The sequence below is a fragment of the Candidatus Nitrotoga sp. BS genome, from assembly GCF_927797785.1.
Classification (GTDB): domain Bacteria; phylum Pseudomonadota; class Gammaproteobacteria; order Burkholderiales; family Gallionellaceae; genus Nitrotoga.
In genome coordinates, this window is record NZ_CAKMLL010000042.1 from 14,207 (window position 1) to 33,109 (window position 18,903).

Genomic DNA, 18,903 nt, shown 5'->3' on the forward strand with positions numbered 1-18,903 from the left:
TTTGTGGATTAACTCGACAATTAGATGGGGGCGCAGCGAAAAAATTCAAGTCACGATACAAATCGCCGCGCATCAACTCATAGGATGCCACTATAAAAATAACTATGCTGCCCTGGATGTATCCGTGTGTATAACAATCGGTTTAATTTCGCCATTTGTGCTGCTTACATCCAATACTACCTTGCTGACATTGTCCATTGAAGGCAGATCATACATAATATCAAGCAAAGAATTCTCCAGAATCGAGCGCAACCCTCGAGCGCCCGTCTTACGTTCCAGCGCTTTTTTGGCGATTGCCTGCAACACACCTTCGTGAAATTCTATGTTCACACCTTCCATCGCAAACAATTTATTATATTGTTTGACTAGGGCATTTTTTGGTTCGGTCAGAATTTGGATGAGTGCCGCTTCATCCAACTCCTCCAGTGTGGCAACTACTGGAAGACGTCCAACAAATTCAGGGATCAAACCAAACTTTATCAAATCTTCTGGCTCCAAATTACGTAGCACTGTGCCCACACTCTTCTTATCGCCACGATTGGTAAGTTTTGCACCAAAACCAATACCAGCCTTCTCTGAGCGATTGAGTATGACCTTCTCCATGCCATCGAACGCTCCACCACATATAAAAAGGATATTGGTTGTATCAACCTGCAAGAATTCTGTATTTGGATGTTTGCGGCCACCCTGTGGCGGCACAGACGCCTTGGTTCCCTCAATCAACTTAAGTAACGCCTGCTGCACCCCTTCACCGGATACGTCACGAGTGATAGAAGGGTTGTCTGATTTGCGAGAAATCTTATCAATTTCGTCTATATAAATGATGCCGCGCTGCGCGCGCTCCACGTCATAGTCACACGCTTGCAATAACTTCAGAATAATATTTTCGACATCTTCCCCAACATACCCCGCTTCGGTGAGTGTAGTAGCGTCGGCCATCACAAACGGTACGTCAAGTAGCCGCGCCAAGGTTTGCGCCAATAAAGTCTTCCCAGAGCCAGTCGGGCCAAGTAGTAAGATATTGCTCTTAGCCAGCTCCACCCCATCCTTGTCTGTGTTTTTTAAACGTTTATAATGGTTGTATACTGCCACAGACAATATTTTCTTGGCATGTTCCTGACCGATTACATATTCATCTAGACGCGCACGAATATCATGCGGCACAAGCAGATCAGCTTTGTCCGTCTTACCGGACACAGTACTATTAATTTCTTCACGAATAATGTCATTGCAAAGCTCGACACATTCGTCGCATACGAATACAGATGGCCCCGCAATCAGTTTGCGAACCTCATGCTGGCTCTTACCGCAAAATGAGCAGTACAATAGCTTGTCACCCTTGCCTTTATCCAGCACCATTCATACCCCCTGTTTTGTTTATCGATTACATTTAATATGTATCGATTATTCCTAGCAGTTGTTTAAACACGCTTATCCAGAACCCTATCTACCAAGCCATAATCGACAGCTTCAGTCGCAGTTAGGAATTTATCTCGCTCGCTATCACGGGCAATTTCCTCGACATTGCGACCGGTATGTTGAGCCATCAGGTCATAAAGGCGTTCACGCAGGCTCAAAATATATCTGGCGTGTATTTCAATATCCGTCGCCTGCCCCTGAAACCCTCCCAAAGGCTGATGGATCATCACCGAAGAATTAGGCAGCATAAAGCGCTTACCCTTTGCTCCGGCCTGCAACAAAAAAGCACCCATAGATGCTGCCATGCCGATGCACAATGTAGAAACTTCCGGCTTTATGAATTGCATAGTGTCATAAATTGCCATGCCTGCAGAAATTGAGCCTCCAGGCGAATTGATATAGAGGTGAATCTCCTTATCTGGATTTTCCGACTCAAGAAACAGCAACTGCGCTACCACCAAATTTGCGCTCATATCATTGATATTGCCAACCAAAAATATAACACGCTCCTTGAGCAGACGTGAATAAATGTCGTATGCACGCTCCCCACGCCCGCTGGTTTCTATCACCATCGGAATCATGCCGATGTTTTGCGGATCCTCTTTATTTAGGAGTTCTTCGCTATATATCACGCAGCATTCTCCATCAACTCTTTAAAGTCCACCACTCTCTCTGTCACCTTGACAGCCTCCGTCACCCATACCACAACGTTATCCTCTAACACCAAATTCTCCGCATCTTGCAAGCGTGCTGGGTCGCTATAGTGCCACTGCACCACTTCTTCTGGATTATCATAACTTTGTGCATAATCCTCAACCAACTCCTTAACCTGCTCAGGTTTAGCGTGCAAATCATACTTATCAACCAGCTCCGTCATTATCAGACTCAACTTGACACGCTTTTGCGCACGTTCAGTAAACAGCTCAAGAGGCAACGACTCCTCTCCCTTCGGCATTTCCATTCCGCGCTTTTTCATATCGCGCATAGTTTGCTGCATCAAACCCTGCGCTTCAGCATCCAGCAGCGCCTTGGGTATCTCCAGTTCAGTTACTTTCAGCAAGGTAGCCATTGCACTATCTTTGTTAAGTAACATTATGCGACGCTTGACTTCCCGCTCTAGATTATTTTGAACTTCAGCCCGTAGCTTATTCACATCGCCATCCTCTATACCGAGCAACTTGGCAAATTTATCGTCAATTTCTGGCAAGATTTGATCTTCAACCTTGTGCAAGGTAATAGTAAACGTCACTGCCTTACCAGCCACTCTTTCTGCCTTATAGTCCGGCGGAAAAGTCATATCGAACGTTTTCGTTTCACCAGCCTTCATGCCAATAATGGCACTTTCAAAATCCGGCAACAAACTACCAACACCCAACAGTACAGCCAAATTTCTAGCCTCACCCCCTTCAAATATTTTTCCTTCCAGCAAGCCACTGAAATCAATATGCACCCTATCTCCATCTCGAGCCGCACGGTCTGCCACTTCGAATGTTGCATGTTGCGTAAGCAGCGTAACAATCGTAGTATCCACATCGGCATCACTCAAAGTGTAGTTCACTTGCTCCATGCTTTCAGCGCTAATATCACCTAACACAACTTCAGGATAAACCTCAAAAGTCGCACTATATTCAATCCACACAGCATCTGGGTCGGTAGTCTTAATTTCAAAAGCAGGATAACCAACCACTTTTAACTTGTTATCCTCCACTTCTTTGACAAAGGATTGCCGTAAAGCATCTCGCAGAACTTCCTGCTGTATTTGCGCACCATGCTTTTGCTCCAGAATCTTGAACGGCACCTTGCCTGGCCTGAAACCAGGTACCTCAGCGGTACGTGCCATTTTCTTCAAGCGCGCTTCCATTTCGCTGCTAACCAGTTGCATAGGGATGGATGCATTAAGGCGGCGCTCCAACCCGCTCATGATTTCTACACTCGACATGCTAGCTTTCCTTAATATTAATAAGTAAATTCTTCAGTTGGTGCGAAAGGAGAGACTCGAACTCTCACGCCTTGCGGCGCTGGAACCTAAATCCAGTGCGTCTACCAATTCCGCCACTTTCGCCCATTCCAACAACAGAGCCATTGTAACATATGAAAAGTATGAAGGCTGTAAGCGAAGATGGGAAATATTAGCATCCCGTCAAGATTGCGAGACCTTATGATGGGTCATGCCACTTCTTCTGAAATACTTCAAGCAATTACGATAACGCGAAGTTTTATGCAATCAAGATCCAGATACACTATATGCAATTCATTCCCCTGAACGATCTTAACTCATGACTTCGCCTCTCTCTATAAATCGCTCATTGTTGTCTCGCATCAACTTACGAGCTCTAAACTGTGGTCAGTTTTTGACGAGGATATGATCACTCCGGACGGAATACTTACCTGTTCAAAACTAAAGAAGACAAGCGGTATGTAGCTTCACTCCGACTAACCCGCTAACTATGTAATCGTTCTTGTTGAATTCGATAAGCTTAAAACATTCGAATCATATATGGATTGCGCGCTTATCCACCGCCAAAGCCGCTTCGTGCATCACTTCGGCCAAGGATGGATGTGCATGAATGACGCGCCCCAAATCTTCGCTACTGGCCGAAAAGGCCATCGCCAACACTGCCTGCTGAATCAGCTCAGATGCCATCGGGCCTACAATATGCACGCCAAGAATACGATCTGTATTTACATCAGCCATGATTTTAATAAACCCAGCCGTGTCACCCAAGGCACGGGCGCGTCCATTAGCAAGAAAGGGAAACTGCCCAGTTTTATAAGCAGCACCCGCTGCCTTAAGCTGCTGTTCAGTCTTACCCACCCAAGCGATTTCTGGAGCTGTATACATCACATTCGGCACCAAATTCAAATCGCAGTGCCCCATCTGCCCGCCAATCAATTCTGCCACCATCACACCCTCGTCCGATGCCTTGTGCGCAAGCATCGGACCGCGCACCACATCACCCACCGCATACACATGCGACAGGCTGGTACGGCACTGTTCATCCACTTCAATTCGCCCTGCAGCGTCCAATTTGAGACCGACCGCTTCTGCGCCCAGGCCTTGCGTATTGGGAACACGCCCTACCGCAACAATCAGCTTGTCTGCAACTAATTCTTGCGTGACTCCATGTATATCGCGCCAATTAATTTTTACAACCTCAGCAGCCTGAGTGACGCCATCAATCTGTGCACCCAAGTGGATAATCAGCTTTTGTTTGGTAAAAGCGCGTAACGCTTCTTTCGCCACTTGCTCATCAGCGGCAGGAAGAAATACGTGCGCGGCTTCCAGTAGTGTCACTTCGGCCCCCAACCTGCGCCACACACTGCCAAGTTCCAGCCCAATCACCCCCGCACCAATGATCGCGAGGCGCTTGGGCGTTTCGCTAAAACTCAAAGCACCTTCATTGTCCACAACCTGCAACCCATCTAGCGGGGCTTGCTGCAAAATGCGCGACGTCGAGCCAGTAGCAACAATAATATGCTTTGCCCTCACCTCTTCTCCATCCGTAATTCCAACACGCCAGACATCGCCATCCCGACCGAGAAGTTGAGCTCTGCCGTGTAACGAGTCCACTTTATTCTTCTTGAATAACTGACGAATGCCTAATGTAAAATCGGACACGATCTTGTTCTTGCGCGCCACCATTTTCAGAACATCCATGCTCGCATTGTCAGCTTGTATGCCGTGCGTAGCGAAATCATGCGTCACGCGCTCGAAGTTTTCTGATGATTCCAACAATGCTTTGGATGGAATACAACCCACATTAAGACAGGTCCCACCTAGACTGGACTTACCTTGCGCGTCTTTCCAATCGTCGATACAGACTGTATTTAGCCCTAATTGAGCACAACGTATCGCCGCCACATAACCTCCGGGGCCAGCACCGATAACGACAACATCAAATGATTTCGACATATTGAAATCCTTATATTAATATCTGAACTCGTAAGAAATATTTCATTTCCTTCCAGTTTGGAACGACAAAGTCGTACCTACAAATCCAGCAACACTCGCCCAGGATATTCCAACGCTTCTTTAATAGTGGCGAGAAATAATACGGCATCACGCCCATCGACAATGCGGTGGTCGTAAGACAGCGCGAGGTAGTTCATCGGACGAATGACAACTTGACCATTTTCAGCCACTGGTCTGTCTTTGGTCGCATGAATACCAAGGATTGCACTCTGCGGCGGATTAATAATAGGGGTAGAAAGCATGGAGCCGAAAACACCGCCGTTGGAGATAGAGAAGGTACCGCCAGTCAACTCTTCCAGCGCAATTTTACCGTCTTTGGCACGCGTACCGAAGTCAATGATTTGTCGTTCGATATCGGCTAGCGAAAGTTTGTCAGCATCACGGATAATAGGTACCACCAAACCGCGCTCGCTACCGATTGCCACGCCGATGTCGTAATAGCCGTGATAAATGATATCCGTGCCATCCACCGACGCATTCACCATTGGGAATTTATGCAATGCAAGTATCGTGGCCTTGATGAAAAATGACATAAAACCGAGTTTTACGCCATGCTTCTTTTCAAAAGCGTCTTTATAGTGATTGCGCAACTCAATCACTGGCAACATATTCACTTCGTTAAAAGTAGTGAGAATTGCAGCATTCTGTTGCGATTGCAGCAAACGTTCGGCAATGCGTTGACGGATGCGAGTCATAGGCACGCGCTGTTCCACACGCCCGCCTGCTATGGGTTGCGGAACTGCGCTTACCGGCACCGCTGCTTTTTCCTGCACCGCATTCAACACATCTTCCTTGATGACGCGTCCGCCACGTCCGCTACCTTTAATCGCAGTTGTATCAACTTTATTTTCTGCCGCAATTTTCTGTGCCGCAGGCATAACTGCAGCTTGCTCCTTGGCTATCACATCTGGTTGAACGGCGCTGCTCACATCAGGTTTTGCTTCGGTATCCAGCAGGGCAATCACCTCATTGCTGGTCACCTTGTCACCATTTTGCTTGAGAATTTTGGTCAGTACACCAGATTTGATCGCGGGCAACTCTAAAATAACTTTATCGGTCTCAATGTCTATCAGACTCTCACCTTCAGCCACAGCTTCACCAGGCTGCTTGTGCCAAGCTACCAAAGTGGCTTCGGAAACCGATTCGGAAAGCTGCGGCACTTTCACTTCAACTTGCATGGTGTCTTGCTCCTGGTTTAATGTCGAGATCGCTGCGGAAAGCAGCGTCTATCACTGCCTTTTGTTGTTCATTATGCACTGCTAAATAGCCCGCTGCGGGCGATGCCGAGGAAGATCGCAACGCATACGCAAGCCTCATACCATCCCGCAGATGGCGCAGCAAATAGTGCTGTATGCGATGCCACGCGCCCTGGTTGCCCGGCTCTTCTTGACACCACAGCAATTCCGTCGCATTTGGATAACTGGCAATCTGTGCCTCGAAAGCATCATGCGGAAAAGGATAAAGTTGTTCCAGCCTGATAATCGCAACCTCTTCCGGAGGCAAAGACTGCGGCGAGATATCTTGAATACCGCGTTCGCGTCGCGCGGCCTTCAGCTCATAATAAATTTTCCCGCTGCATACTATGATACGCCGCACCTTGGCAGCTTCCAGCGTATCCACTTCTCCAATCACTGGCTGAAATATTCCTTGAGCCAACTCATTCAGTGGCGAAGATGCATCCTTGCTGCGCAACATACTTTTGGGCGTAAAAACAATAAGCGGCTTGCGTATTGGACGCAACATCTGGCGGCGCAGCAAATGGAACATCTGAGCTGGAGTGGAAGGGATACACACTTGAATATTGTAATCTGCGCACAGCTGTAAATAGCGCTCAATACGCCCGGAAGAATGCTCCGGACCCTGTCCTTCGTAGCCATGGGGCAAAAACATCACCAGCCCGCACATGCGTCCCCACTTGGCCTCCCCCGATGATATAAATTGATCGATTACCACCTGTGCACCATTAGCGAAATCGCCGAACTGTCCTTCCCATATAACCAGCGAATTAGGTTCAGCGCTAGCATAACCATATTCAAATGCCAGCACCGCCTCTTCAGAAAGAATGGAATCAATCACGATGAAATCAGCCTGATCCGGCGCAATATTTTGCAATGGAATGTGATAGCCCTTGTCCCACTGTAAGCGGTTTTGGTCATGCAGTACGGCATGACGATGGAAAAAGGTGCCACGCGCGCTGTCCTCTCCAGACAAACGAACTGGAACACCTTCAACTACCAAGCTGGCATAGGCCAGATTTTCTGCCATACCCCAATCCAAAGCCAATTCACCATTCCCCATGGCACGGCGGTCAGTGATAATTTTTTCCACGCGCGAATGAAGCTTGAAATCCGTCGGCACATCTGTCAGCCGTTGAGCCAATTTCTGCAACTGTTCTTGCGGTACGGCAGTATTCACTGCTACGTCCCAAGTCACACCATCTCTAAATTTAGCCCAATTTACAGCGTATTCCTTATTAAAATCATTCAATACTGGCTGGATCGGATTGATGCCCTCATCCATCGAGCGGCGATAGGCCGCGATCATCGCCTCCGGCTCCTCTTCAGTTATCACGTTTTGTTCTAGCAAGCGATTAGCATACAACGCACGTGTGCCCGGATGCTGGTTAACATATCGGTACATGAATGGCTGCGTGACCAGCGGTTCATCCTGCTCGTTATGGCCCAGCTTGCGGAAACACACCATATCAATCACTACATCCCTTTTGAAGGTCATGCGGTAATCCAGTGCAATTTCGGCAATTAGCAACACCGCTTCGGGATCATCTCCATTTACATGGAAAATCGGAGCTTCTATCATCTTTGCCACATCGGTACAGTGCAAAGAAGATCGGGCATCATGTATATTCGAAGTTGTAAAACCGATCTGGTTGTTAATAATGATGTGAACTGTACCGCCTGTGTAATAACCGCGCGTTTGGGATAAGCTGAACGTTTCCATGATCACGCCTTGTCCAGCGAAAGCTGCATCGCCATGCAACAATACAGGCAGCACCTCGCGTCCTTCCTTGTCACCGCGACGATGCTGGCGTGCGCGCACCGAGCCTTCCACCACTGGATTAACGATTTCCAGGTGCGAGGGATTAAATGCTAAAGCCAAGTGCATCACTCCGCCCGGCGTAGAAATATCCGAGGAAAAACCCTGGTGATATTTCACATCTCCGGAAGTCAGCTGTTCACGGTGCTTACCTTCAAATTCAGCGAATAAATCACTCGGAAGCTTGCCTAGTGTATTCACTGCCACATTCAAGCGGCCTCGGTGCGCCATGCCAATAACGGTTTCGCGCACTCCCTGCGTACCTGCACGTTGTAATATATGTTCGAGCATCGGAATGAGCGATTCACCGCCCTCCAACGAAAATCGCTTCTGGCCTACAAACTTGGTATGCAGATAACGCTCCAACGTCTCTGCTGCAGTCAGCCGATCCAGGATACGATACTGCGTCTCAGCGCTGAAATTTTGCTGACTGCGCATGCTCTCCAGGCGATTTTGGATCCAGCGTTTCTGCTCAACATCATTGATGTACATATACTCCACACCTATGCTGCCGCAATAAGTTTGCCGCACCAGCTGCAGAATTTCCCGCAGCATCATGCGTGGCGACCCTACAAGAGAGCCTGTCTCGAAAGTAGTATCCATGTCAGCTTCACTGAGACCGTGAAAGACCGGATCCAATTCGGGCACCTCAGGTTTAAGATGTCTATTTAGCGGATCGAGGCGAGCGCTATGCACGCCGAGGAAACGATGGGCATTAATCAGTTGCAGCACTGCCACCTGTTTGCGCGCCATATCAGCATCTTGATTTACGCTTTGTACGCCCGTTAACGGCAAGGCCGCAAAAGCACGCACTACTGGGCTATGTGGAAAGTCTTGCAACACCGCATTCGGCATATTTTGCAGGGCGTCAAAATAGGCACGCCAACCATCCGAAATTAAATCGGGGTTGGTCAAATATGCCTCATATTGCTCTTCGATATACGGCGCATTGGCCCCGAACAGCATAGAGTTGCCCAGCATGGTTTGCATTACCGACGTCATGTATTATTACCTATCTGTTTATGTCGCTATGTCTATGTACACTTTGGTAGTGTCACCTATCCTCATACGATATGGCGCCCAAGCACATGAAGCTCCTCCAATCTCTATTTTCTCCATGTGTACATTTGTTAGATTCGGCGTTAGCGATTGGCAAGCGGTACAAAATTGCGCTGCGTCGCACCCTTATACAACTGACGGGGACGAGCGATTTTACGCTCGCTATCGGAAATCATTTCATTCCACTGCGACACCCAACCTATAGTGCGTGCCACAGCAAAAATTACTGTGAACATATTGCTAGGGATGCCCAACGCGCGCAGCACAATTCCAGAATAAAAATCAACGTTGGGGTACAGCTTGCGCTCTATGAAGTATTCGTCCCTCAATGCAATCTGCTCTAGCTCCAGCGCCATTAAAAATAGAGGATCCTTCTCCAGCTTCAACTCTTCAAGCACCTCATAGCAGGTAGCACGCATCACTTTTGCGCGCGGATCCATGTTTTTGTATACCCGATGACCAAAGCCCATCAGACGGAATTTTTTGTCTTTCACACCGTCCATGAAATCCGCCACTCGTGACACATCACCTATCTCTTCCAGCATCTTCAACACTGCCTCATTCGCTCCGCCGTGCGCTGGTCCCCACAGCGCTGCAATGCCGGAGGACACACAAGCGAATGGATTGGCTCCACTGGAACCTGCCAGTCGTACAGTCGAAGTCGAAGCGTTCTGTTCGTGATCAGCGTGCAGAATAAAAATGCGCTCCAGTGCACGCACCAACTTCTGATTCGGCACATAGTCTTCTGCCGGGGTCGCGAACATCATGTACATGAAGTTTTCCACGTAGCTGAATTCGTTCTTCGGAAACATAAATGGAAAGCCGGTGTAGTACTTGTAGGTCATTGCGGCGATGGTCGGCACCTTGGACAGCAAGCGTAACGCCGAGATTTCGCGATTTTCCGGACTATTAATATCAAGCGAATCATGATAAAAAGCCGACAGCGCGCCTACCACCCCAACCATTACCGCCATCGGATGAGCGTCGCGGCGGAATCCGTTAAAAAAACGGGCAAGCTGATCATGCACCATGGTGTGCTTCATTACCTTTCCACTGAACTCACTTTTCTGTTTCGCATTCGGTAACTCACCGTGCAGCAGCAAGAAGCACACTTCAAGAAAATCCGATTTTTCCGCCAACTGTTCAATGGGATAACCGCGGTAATATAGCAACCCGGCCTCGCCATCAATAAATGTGATACTGGAAGAGCAGCTGGCGGTGGAAACGAAAGCTGGATCGTAAGTAAACATGCCGAGCGTACCCAATCCACGAATGTCGATCACATCAGACCCCATAGTGCCAGACATTATTGGCAACTCAATACTGCGGCCATCATCCATCATCAGTGTTGCAACGCGATTTTCTTTCATTTCACCTCCTGTTTTTACATCTTTATGTAGCAGCAAATCACGCTACCAAAGCTCAAGGGTACATCAAACTGCCTGAAGTAATTTCAGCACTTCACTCCGTTCACTCTGCAGCGGCGGAAGCTGCGTGTTGGCAATCATATCCCAGAGTGTCGGGTCGGGCATATCCAGCAACTCATCAAATTCGGCCTGCTGCGCCTTACTCAAACTTGCATAATGTTGCTCGATAAATCGACCCAGCACTATGTCAAGCTCCAACAGACCGCGTCGACAGCGCCAGCGTACTCGTTCCAGCTCTTTCATACCGTACGCTTCACCATAAGAGCTTTAATTTTTCCGATGGCAGCGGTGGGATTCAAGCCTTTGGGGCATACATCCACACAATTCATAATAGTGTGGCATCGAAACAATCGGTACGGATCTTCCAGATTATCCAGTCGTTCGCTCGTCGCCTGATCACGGCTATCAACGATAAAACGATAGGCTTGCAGTAAACCGGCAGGACCTACAAATTTATCCGGATTCCACCAAAAAGACGGGCAAGCCGTAGTGCAACAGGCGCACAAAATGCATTCATACAAACCATCCAATTCGGCGCGCTGCGCTGGCGACTGTAAGCGCTCTGTTTCCGGAGGCGGATCGTTATTTACCAAATAAGGCTTGATCGAATGGTACTGCTTGAAAAACTGCGTCATATCCACGATCAGGTCACGTATCACTGGCAGGCCGGGTAACGGGCGCAATTCAATTGGTTGTTTTAAACTGGACAGCTGCGTGATACAAGCCAAGCCATTGCGCCCATTAATGCTCATCGCATCCGAGCCGCACACGCCTTCACGACAAGATTTACGCAAACTCAAACTGTCGTCCTGCTCCCTGATAAGAAGCAGGGCATCCAGCAACATCATATCGCCCGCTTCTATATCCAGCTCATAATTGCGCATATAAGGCTGCTCGTCGGTTTCGGGGTTGTACCGGTAAATTTTGAATTGCATGGTTTCACTCCTCTGCTAATCACTTCGAGACATCTGCCTACGCCATCCCCGCATCTTGATTACCACTCGCTTCAAGATAATTACAAGTTCACTGCCTAATATTGAACTTGTTTCATAGCGATGCCGGCAAGCTTTATTTGTTGTTGAATTACATTGCATGCTTCAATCACTGACCGCGTTGCAGACAGTCGTCTTGCATGTAACTGCTAAACCTTACTTTTGCGCAACGGTGGAAATCATGGCGGCTTACTCAACTTAGACGAGGTAGATCGAGTTCCAATAATGTAGCCAGCCCGACAGGGTTACCTACCTTTGATTGTTTGATTCAATGACAGAGAACGCTTTACGTTAAGGCCAGCACTTTCAAAATCGTAACCATTTCCTGGTATCTGTTTTTCCAACTGACACAGCGGGACGTAGTAGCACTAATTTTTTTATCAGAAAATGCGCTACGAAATTCATCATCACTAGGGTAAACAAATTGCATCGCCTCCACCACAGCTGCCGCATTGCTCATATCGCCGCTTGAAATTTTTTGTGCCACTGAATAATAAATACTTTCTTGTTGGTTCGTCGGCTGGCTGCCAATTACGATATAACGAAATGAAATCGCAATGCAATTCCGTAGCACACGCTCAAAGTCACTGGCAGATAGCATACGGTGAGCTGCTAGAAGCAATGGAAAAGGCTGGCGCACTCTGAGCCAGTGCAAGTCCCGAATATACTCCTTGAGATCAACAGGCCATTGTGATGACTCCACCTGGGTCAGTGCCAGATAGGTATTCATATCCTCTTCCATACCCTGCAGCAGTTCGAAAACTTCCTCTCGACTCGTAACATTGGAGCGCATAGTTCTAAAAAGTTCGGACTGCATGACAAAAGCATGGCGGCTAATCCAGTACACCAGCAAAAAATCGGGGAAGTTTTCACTGCCCAAACTGGTAACCATTGCTTCCCAGCGGTCTTCCAGCACTTTCATTTCATGCAGATGATTTTTATCGCCATACAGGACAGAAAAAAGATGGTTTTTAAGCAAATCTGTTGAGGATAAACGTATGCCCCGTACATTGAGCGTTTCAAATACTTTATAGGTATTGAGCTCATCAGCAACACTGATAACAGTAAAAAATAACCTGTCACTGATTGATTCAACCAGACTTGCCAACGTTACGCCTTCATCCCCGCCAGCAATTTTAGTATACGCACTCATTTTGATCGCAAACCATTCAAATGCTTTGTTCAATCTGAGCTCAGATTCCTTACTACCAGTCTGAGATAAATGATTCAGCGTGATCAAGTAATTTTGAAAATAAACATCGTTATTACGATTGAGTGTGAGCTTGGTTCGCGTCTTTAACGTTACAGGATCAAGACAAGCAATGTAGGTTTGACGAATTTGATCCATTCGTTGCTTATTATTTTCTGGGTTATTATTCTCTGCAATCAATCGCGTCAAATTCTTGAGTGCCGCTAAAATGATTAGCATCAGGGTCGTCAAGCGCTGCTGCCCTTCAATCACGTCAAATATCTTATTATCTGTTGATTGCAACACGAGGTAGCCCATATAGTGGTCTGCCCCGCCGTCGGCTTGAACAACCCCCATAATATCTGCCCACAAATCTTCCCATTCATTTTCCGTCCAACTATAGTCCGGATGAAAATGAGGTACACGGTAACTCAAACCATGACTGATCAGCTTGCGAAAAGTATTATTTTCAGTTTTAAAACTGGTTGCCGACACGCTTCTATCTCCCGATTAGTACACCCGCGCCTTAAGCGGAAACGACTCCACAGTCAACGGTTTCAGTCGAACCGGCTTGTAATCCAGCTTTTGCCCTTGACTAAAATATAGCGAATGCTTCAACCAGTGGTCGTCGTCGCGTTCCGGGTAGTCATCGCGCGCATGACCGCCACGGCTTTCTTGCCTCGCTGCTGCGGAAACCATGGTTGCTTGCGCTACTTCGATAAGATTGTCGAGTTCCAATGCCTCCACGCAGGCAGTATTAAACACCTTGCTCTGATCATTAATCATGGTATTTTTAACACGCTCTGCCACTGTGCGAATCTTTTCCACGCCTTGAGCCAGCAGGTCAGGAAACCGGAATACACCGCAATGATTTTGCATCACGCGCCGCATCTCTACCCCCACTTCGGCCACACTCTCACCATTTTTTTGTGATTTCAACCTTGCAAGACGCGCCAGCGGACGCTCAGCGGCATCGTGTGGCAATGGTTTTGGATGAGGGTTACGTTGCAAGTCCTCAATTATCTGCCGCGCCACTTCACGCCCGAACACCAGCAAATCAAGCAAAGAATTACAGCCCAGCCGGTTAGCGCCATGCACTGATACACAAGCGCACTCACCCACCGCATAAAACCCCTGCACCACTTCTTCCGGCCCGGTTTTGTAAGGGGCGACCACTTGGCCATGATAATTAGTAGGAATACCGCCCATCATATAATGTGCGGTGGGCACCACCGGAATGGGATCCTGTGCCGGGTCAACATGCGCGAATTTTAGGGAAATATCACGAATACCGGGCAAACGCTGACGGATGACAGCATCACCAATGTGGTCAACCTTCAATAAGACATGGTCGCCATGTTTACCGCAACCGCGCCCTTCTTTAATCTCAGTGGCAATGGCGCGTGATACTACGTCGCGGCTGGCGAGATCTTGAGCATTAGGCGCATAGCGCAACATAAAGCGCTCACCGTCCTTGTTAAGGAGATACCCTCCCTCGCCTCGTACACCTTCTGAAATCAGCACGCCCGCGCCATACACACCCGTGGGATGAAATTGAAAAAACTCCATATCCTCCAGTGGAATACCGGCACGAGCAGCCATACCCAGACCGTCGCCGGTATTAATATAAGCATTAGTGCTCGCTTGAAAAATGCGCGCTGCACCCCCGGTAGCAAACAGCGTGGCGCGCGCCTGTAAAACCATCACTTCACTGGTTTCAATTTCCATTGCCACCACGCCAAGCACATCGCCGTCCTCGTCGCGAATCAAATCCAAAGCCATCCATTCCACGAAAAAAATGGTATTAGACTGCATGTTTTTTTGATACAACGTATGCAACAAGGCATGCCCAGTGCGATCAGCAGCGGCACAGGCGCGCTGCACCGGGCTCTTGCCATAGTCTTGCATATGGCCGCCGAATGAGCGCTGATAAATTGTGCCATTCTCCAAGCGATCAAATGGCATGCCGAAGTGTTCCAGTTCGTACACCACTTCCGGCGCGGCGCGACACATGAATTCAATGGCATCTTGATCACCAAGATAATCTGAACCTTTCACCGTGTCGTACATATGCCAATGCCAATTGTCCTCGCTGATATTACCTAATGATGCAGCAATACCGCCTTGTGCCGCTACGGTATGCGAGCGAGTGGGAAAAACTTTGGACAATACCGCCACCTTCAAGCCCGCCTCAGACAATGCCAAAGCTGCGCGCATCCCTGAACCACCCGCCCCCACGATTACAACGTCAAATGTGCGTTTCGCCACTGCCATTACATTCCCCACAAAATTTGTACTGCCCAAATCGAATACAACAACAATGCCATTATCACCAGTACATAAATACCAAGACGCATTCTTGCCGACTTGACATAATCCATAACAATGTCACGCACTCCAATCCATGCATGGTAGAAAACGGCAAACAGAAATAACAATGAGAACGAGCGCATCACCAAATTCGAAAACAACCCTGTCCAGGTGTTGTAATCGAGACCGACCCAGGAATTACTTACATAACGGGAGTTCAGCACCACATAACCCACAATAAAAAGAATATAAGCCACCATCAGAACCGCAGTCACTCGCTGCACCAGCCAATCCCGCGATCCATAATGCGCGCCGGTTACGATACGATCTACCATAGCCATATCCCCATTAGCAAGGTTAAACCCAAACTCACAAACAACACCCACTTACTACTGACACGTGCCTGCTTCAGCCCAACGCCGATATGCATGTCAATCGCGAGATAGCGTATCCCAGCGCAAAGGTGGTGTAAAAATGCCCACAATAGGCTGATTAAAATTAATTTACTTAAGGGATATTTCAGTACCGCGACCAACTGAGTATACGTTTCGATAGAAAACAGGCTGTTCTGCAGCATCCTTAGAAATAGCGGCAAGGTCAAAAAAAGCAACAATCCGCTAATACGATGCAGAATAGATATAAAGCCTGGCAAGGGCAATTTGATCAAGCGCAAATCAAGATGTATAGGGCGATTTTTATTCATTGGCGGACACAACGTGGAGTAAATAGACCAACTTCTATAATTTTACACCTGATGAATGATTAATCATAAATCAGAAATACAAACGACAAATGGATACTTGAAAATATAAAGCCAAGCATAGAGCAGATGGCTGCATCACGGCCCTGAATTGGGCGCAGAGCAACGAAGGTTTAGAGTTGGTTACCCGCTCTATTTTACAAAGAGCCAAAGTTTGCAGGATAGGTATCAATAAAATCAACAGATCCTCGGCAATTGTTCACCTGCCAGCCAATCAACGATACGACGACCGCCGAGCTTGGTGGTCATTTGCACGAATCCATGGGCATCTTCTGTGATCTCACCGATGATGGCCGCCTCTCGAGCCAGCGGATGAGCGCGCATCACTTCAAGCAAGCGCCCGGCATCCTCCGGCGCGCAAATAGCAACCAGCTTGCCTTCGTTAGCGACATATAGCGGATCCAACCCGAGAAACTCACAGGCAGCTTCAACCGGCTGATTCACCGCAATGGCGGATTCATGCAGCATCATACCCACGCCCGATTGTTTGGCGATCTCATTGAGTGTCGTCGCCAACCCGCCGCGCGTCGGGTCGCGCAGCACGCGCAACCTCACCTCGCTGTCCAGCATGGCTGCGACCAGCCCATGCAATGCCGCCGTATCCGACATGATGGGCGCATCAAAAGTCAGGTTTTCACGTTGCGAAAGCACCGCCATGCCGTGATCCCCTATCGTGCCGGACAACAGGATTATGTCGCCCGGCTGCGCAAGATCGCCGGACAAAGTGATGCCCTCGCGTGCCACGCCGACTCCGGTAGTGGTGATGAATACCCCATCGCCCTTACCTCGCTCCACCACCTTGGTATCACCCGTGATGATGGGTACACCCGCTAATCTTGCAGCAGTCGCCATAGACAAAACGATGCGTTTCAAATCGGCGAGAGGGAAGCCTTCTTCGAGTATGAAGGAAGCCGTCAGATACAACGGTCTCGCTCCCATCATCGCGACATCGTTGATGGTGCCATGCACCGACAAGCAGCCAATATCGCCGCCCGCGAAGAACAACGGTGACACGACATGGCCGTCGCAAGACATCACCAGTCGCTCGGTAATTATCGGCAGCAACGCACCATCGTTGCCCTGTGCCAGATATGCATTATCAAAACCGGTAATAAACAACTCGGCAATCAATTGCGCCATGGCACGACCGCCGGAACCATGCGCCATATCTACCTGCCCCTGCTTAAAATCAAGCGGGCGCGAGTAATTTGGTTTAACTATATTCATTAAGCAGCATCCCGAAAACGCCCATAGCTGTAATGCGCGGCACACGCGCCTTCCGATGACACCATGCAGGAACCGATCGGGTTGTCCGGCGTACACACCGTGCCGAAAATCTTGCATTCCTGCGGACGCTTTTCGCCGCGCAGAATAGCCGCGCACTCGCATGCCTTGTGATCGCGCACGGCCACATAATCGATGCTGAATTTCAGCTCTGCGTCGAATTCAGCGAACGCAGGCCGCAGTTTCAAGGCGCTGTGGGGCAGACTGCCCAGGCCTCGCCACTCGAACACCTCACGCAACTCGAACACCTCTTCAACCAATGCCTGTGCCTTAAGATTACCTTCGCGTGTCACCGCACGTGTAAATTCGTTTTCTACTGTTGCACGCCCCTCGTTGATCTGCCGTATTAACATCAATATTGCCTGCATCACATCGAGCGGTTCAAATCCGGCGATCACCACCGGCTTGCCGTAGTCGTCGGCGAACACTTCATACGGCTTGCTGCCAATAACGGTGGAAACATGCGCCGGGCCGACGAACCCGTCCAGTGCCACTCCGCCCTTTACAGACAAAATCGCGTGCATTGCCGCCGGAGTCAACACGTGGTTGCACAGGACGCTGAAATTCTTCAGCCCTTCGGCTGCCGCCTGTTTGACCGCCACAGCCGTGGGCGGGGTGGTGGTTTCAAAGCCGATGGCGAAAAATACTACCTGTCGATTCGGGTTATCGCACGCGATCTTCAGCGCGTCCTGTGTCGAGTAGATCATGCGCACGTCCGCTCCGCCAGACTTTGCGCGCATCAGGGTAAGATTGTCGGAGCACGGCACACGCATGGTGTCAGCATAGGTACACAAGATCACGCCATGCTCACGCGCCAGCCGAATTGCCTGATCCACACGACCGATCGGCAGCACGCAGACCGGACAACCCGGGCCATGAATCATGCGCACACTGGCTGGCAGCAAGTCCGCAATACCATAACGGGACAGAGCGTGGGTATGGCCGCCGCAAAATTCCATCAGGCGATACCCTGATGCAGCTGTCGCTTCGAAGGCGATGTTGGCGGCAATATTCATGCCCAATTCACCGCCACGAAATTCATCTACATATTTCATGCTTCACCACCATGCAAGTCATCCATAGTGCTTATCTCGGCAAACAATGCCAGCGTTTGTGCAGCTTCTTCCTGGTCAAGCTTTTGCAGCGCATAGCCGACATGCACAATCACATAATCACCCACCGCGATATTCTCCACCAACGCGAGCGAGACCTCCTTGCGCATCCCGCCCAGATTAATGATAGCGCTGTCTTCAGCGATTAATTGTTCGATACGGGCGGGAATGGCTAGACACATATTTAGATTCCTTGTTTGATCCGAAAAAGGCTATTCAATCTGCTTCTAGCTATAATCACTGAATACAAAAAATCAGCATTCTGCTTGAGGGCACCTCTAAAAATCCAATTTTCGTCACAATACTGCGTTACTCGAAAAAAAT

The 18,903-nt window shown here is 48.8% G+C and carries 16 protein-coding genes and 1 tRNA gene; all 17 read right to left on the minus strand.

What is annotated here, in order from left to right; translation table 11 throughout:
• Positions 1-102: 102 nt before the first annotated feature.
• Positions 103-1,359, minus strand: a complete 1,257-nt coding sequence (gene clpX / locus MJ769_RS04085) for an ATP-dependent Clp protease ATP-binding subunit ClpX (protein ID WP_239234552.1) — start codon at positions 1,357-1,359, stop codon at positions 103-105.
• A gap of 62 nt (positions 1,360-1,421) precedes the next feature.
• The gene (gene clpP / locus MJ769_RS04090) at positions 1,422-2,048 is read right to left on the minus strand and encodes an ATP-dependent Clp endopeptidase proteolytic subunit ClpP (RefSeq protein ID WP_256445680.1); all 627 of its coding nucleotides are present in this window, start codon (positions 2,046-2,048) and stop codon (positions 1,422-1,424) included.
• The gene (tig, locus tag MJ769_RS04095; RefSeq protein ID WP_239234553.1) at positions 2,048-3,358 is read right to left on the minus strand and encodes a trigger factor; all 1,311 of its coding nucleotides are present in this window, start codon (positions 3,356-3,358) and stop codon (positions 2,048-2,050) included. The genes clpP and tig overlap by 1 nt, the downstream gene beginning before the upstream one ends.
• Positions 3,359-3,396: 38 nt before the next feature.
• Positions 3,397-3,481 (minus strand) — tRNA-Leu (locus MJ769_RS04100).
• A gap of 429 nt (positions 3,482-3,910) precedes the next feature.
• Positions 3,911-5,332 carry a dihydrolipoyl dehydrogenase gene (gene lpdA / locus MJ769_RS04105; RefSeq protein ID WP_239234554.1) on the minus strand — a complete coding sequence of 474 codons (1,422 nt, stop codon included), beginning with the start codon at positions 5,330-5,332 and terminating at the stop codon, positions 3,911-3,913.
• 77 nt (positions 5,333-5,409) lie between these two features.
• Positions 5,410-6,570 (minus strand): 2-oxoglutarate dehydrogenase complex dihydrolipoyllysine-residue succinyltransferase, encoded by a 1,161-nt coding sequence (odhB, locus tag MJ769_RS04110; protein ID WP_239234555.1) that lies wholly within the window; start codon positions 6,568-6,570, stop codon positions 5,410-5,412.
• Entirely contained in the window at positions 6,560-9,436 is a 2,877-nt protein-coding gene (locus tag MJ769_RS04115) for a 2-oxoglutarate dehydrogenase E1 component (RefSeq protein ID WP_239234556.1), read from the minus strand. The genes odhB and MJ769_RS04115 overlap by 11 nt, the downstream gene beginning before the upstream one ends.
• Before the next feature lie 152 nt (positions 9,437-9,588).
• Positions 9,589-10,875, minus strand: a complete 1,287-nt coding sequence (gltA, locus tag MJ769_RS04120) for a citrate synthase (protein WP_239234557.1) — start codon at positions 10,873-10,875, stop codon at positions 9,589-9,591.
• Between the two features lie 63 nt (positions 10,876-10,938).
• Positions 10,939-11,175: an FAD assembly factor SdhE gene (locus MJ769_RS04125; protein WP_239234558.1), complete on the minus strand. Its 237-nt coding sequence runs from the start codon at positions 11,173-11,175 to the stop codon at positions 10,939-10,941.
• Positions 11,172-11,867 (minus strand): succinate dehydrogenase iron-sulfur subunit, encoded by a 696-nt coding sequence (locus MJ769_RS04130; RefSeq protein WP_239234559.1) that lies wholly within the window; start codon positions 11,865-11,867, stop codon positions 11,172-11,174. Before MJ769_RS04130 ends, MJ769_RS04125 begins: the two co-directional genes overlap by 4 nt.
• A gap of 343 nt (positions 11,868-12,210) precedes the next feature.
• The gene (locus MJ769_RS04135; RefSeq protein ID WP_239234560.1) at positions 12,211-13,608 is read right to left on the minus strand and encodes a DUF262 domain-containing protein; all 1,398 of its coding nucleotides are present in this window, start codon (positions 13,606-13,608) and stop codon (positions 12,211-12,213) included.
• A 15-nt stretch (positions 13,609-13,623) separates the two neighbouring features.
• A complete protein-coding gene (gene sdhA / locus MJ769_RS04140) occupies positions 13,624-15,387 on the minus strand; it encodes a succinate dehydrogenase flavoprotein subunit (RefSeq protein ID WP_239234561.1) in 1,764 nt (587 codons plus the stop codon).
• Positions 15,387-15,758 carry a succinate dehydrogenase, hydrophobic membrane anchor protein gene (gene sdhD / locus MJ769_RS04145; protein WP_239234562.1) on the minus strand — a complete coding sequence of 124 codons (372 nt, stop codon included), beginning with the start codon at positions 15,756-15,758 and terminating at the stop codon, positions 15,387-15,389. Before sdhD ends, sdhA begins: the two co-directional genes overlap by 1 nt.
• Positions 15,752-16,126, minus strand: coding sequence for a succinate dehydrogenase, cytochrome b556 subunit (gene sdhC, locus MJ769_RS04150; RefSeq protein WP_239234563.1), 375 nt, complete (start codon positions 16,124-16,126; stop codon positions 15,752-15,754). The genes sdhD and sdhC overlap by 7 nt, the downstream gene beginning before the upstream one ends.
• A gap of 234 nt (positions 16,127-16,360) precedes the next feature.
• Positions 16,361-17,410, minus strand: coding sequence for a hydrogenase expression/formation protein HypE (hypE, locus tag MJ769_RS04155; protein WP_239234564.1), 1,050 nt, complete (start codon positions 17,408-17,410; stop codon positions 16,361-16,363).
• The gene (hypD, locus tag MJ769_RS04160; RefSeq protein WP_239234565.1) at positions 17,410-18,522 is read right to left on the minus strand and encodes a hydrogenase formation protein HypD; all 1,113 of its coding nucleotides are present in this window, start codon (positions 18,520-18,522) and stop codon (positions 17,410-17,412) included. The genes hypE and hypD overlap by 1 nt, the downstream gene beginning before the upstream one ends.
• Entirely contained in the window at positions 18,519-18,761 is a 243-nt protein-coding gene (locus tag MJ769_RS04165; protein ID WP_239234566.1) for a HypC/HybG/HupF family hydrogenase formation chaperone, read from the minus strand. Before MJ769_RS04165 ends, hypD begins: the two co-directional genes overlap by 4 nt.
• Positions 18,762-18,903 lie beyond the last annotated feature (142 nt).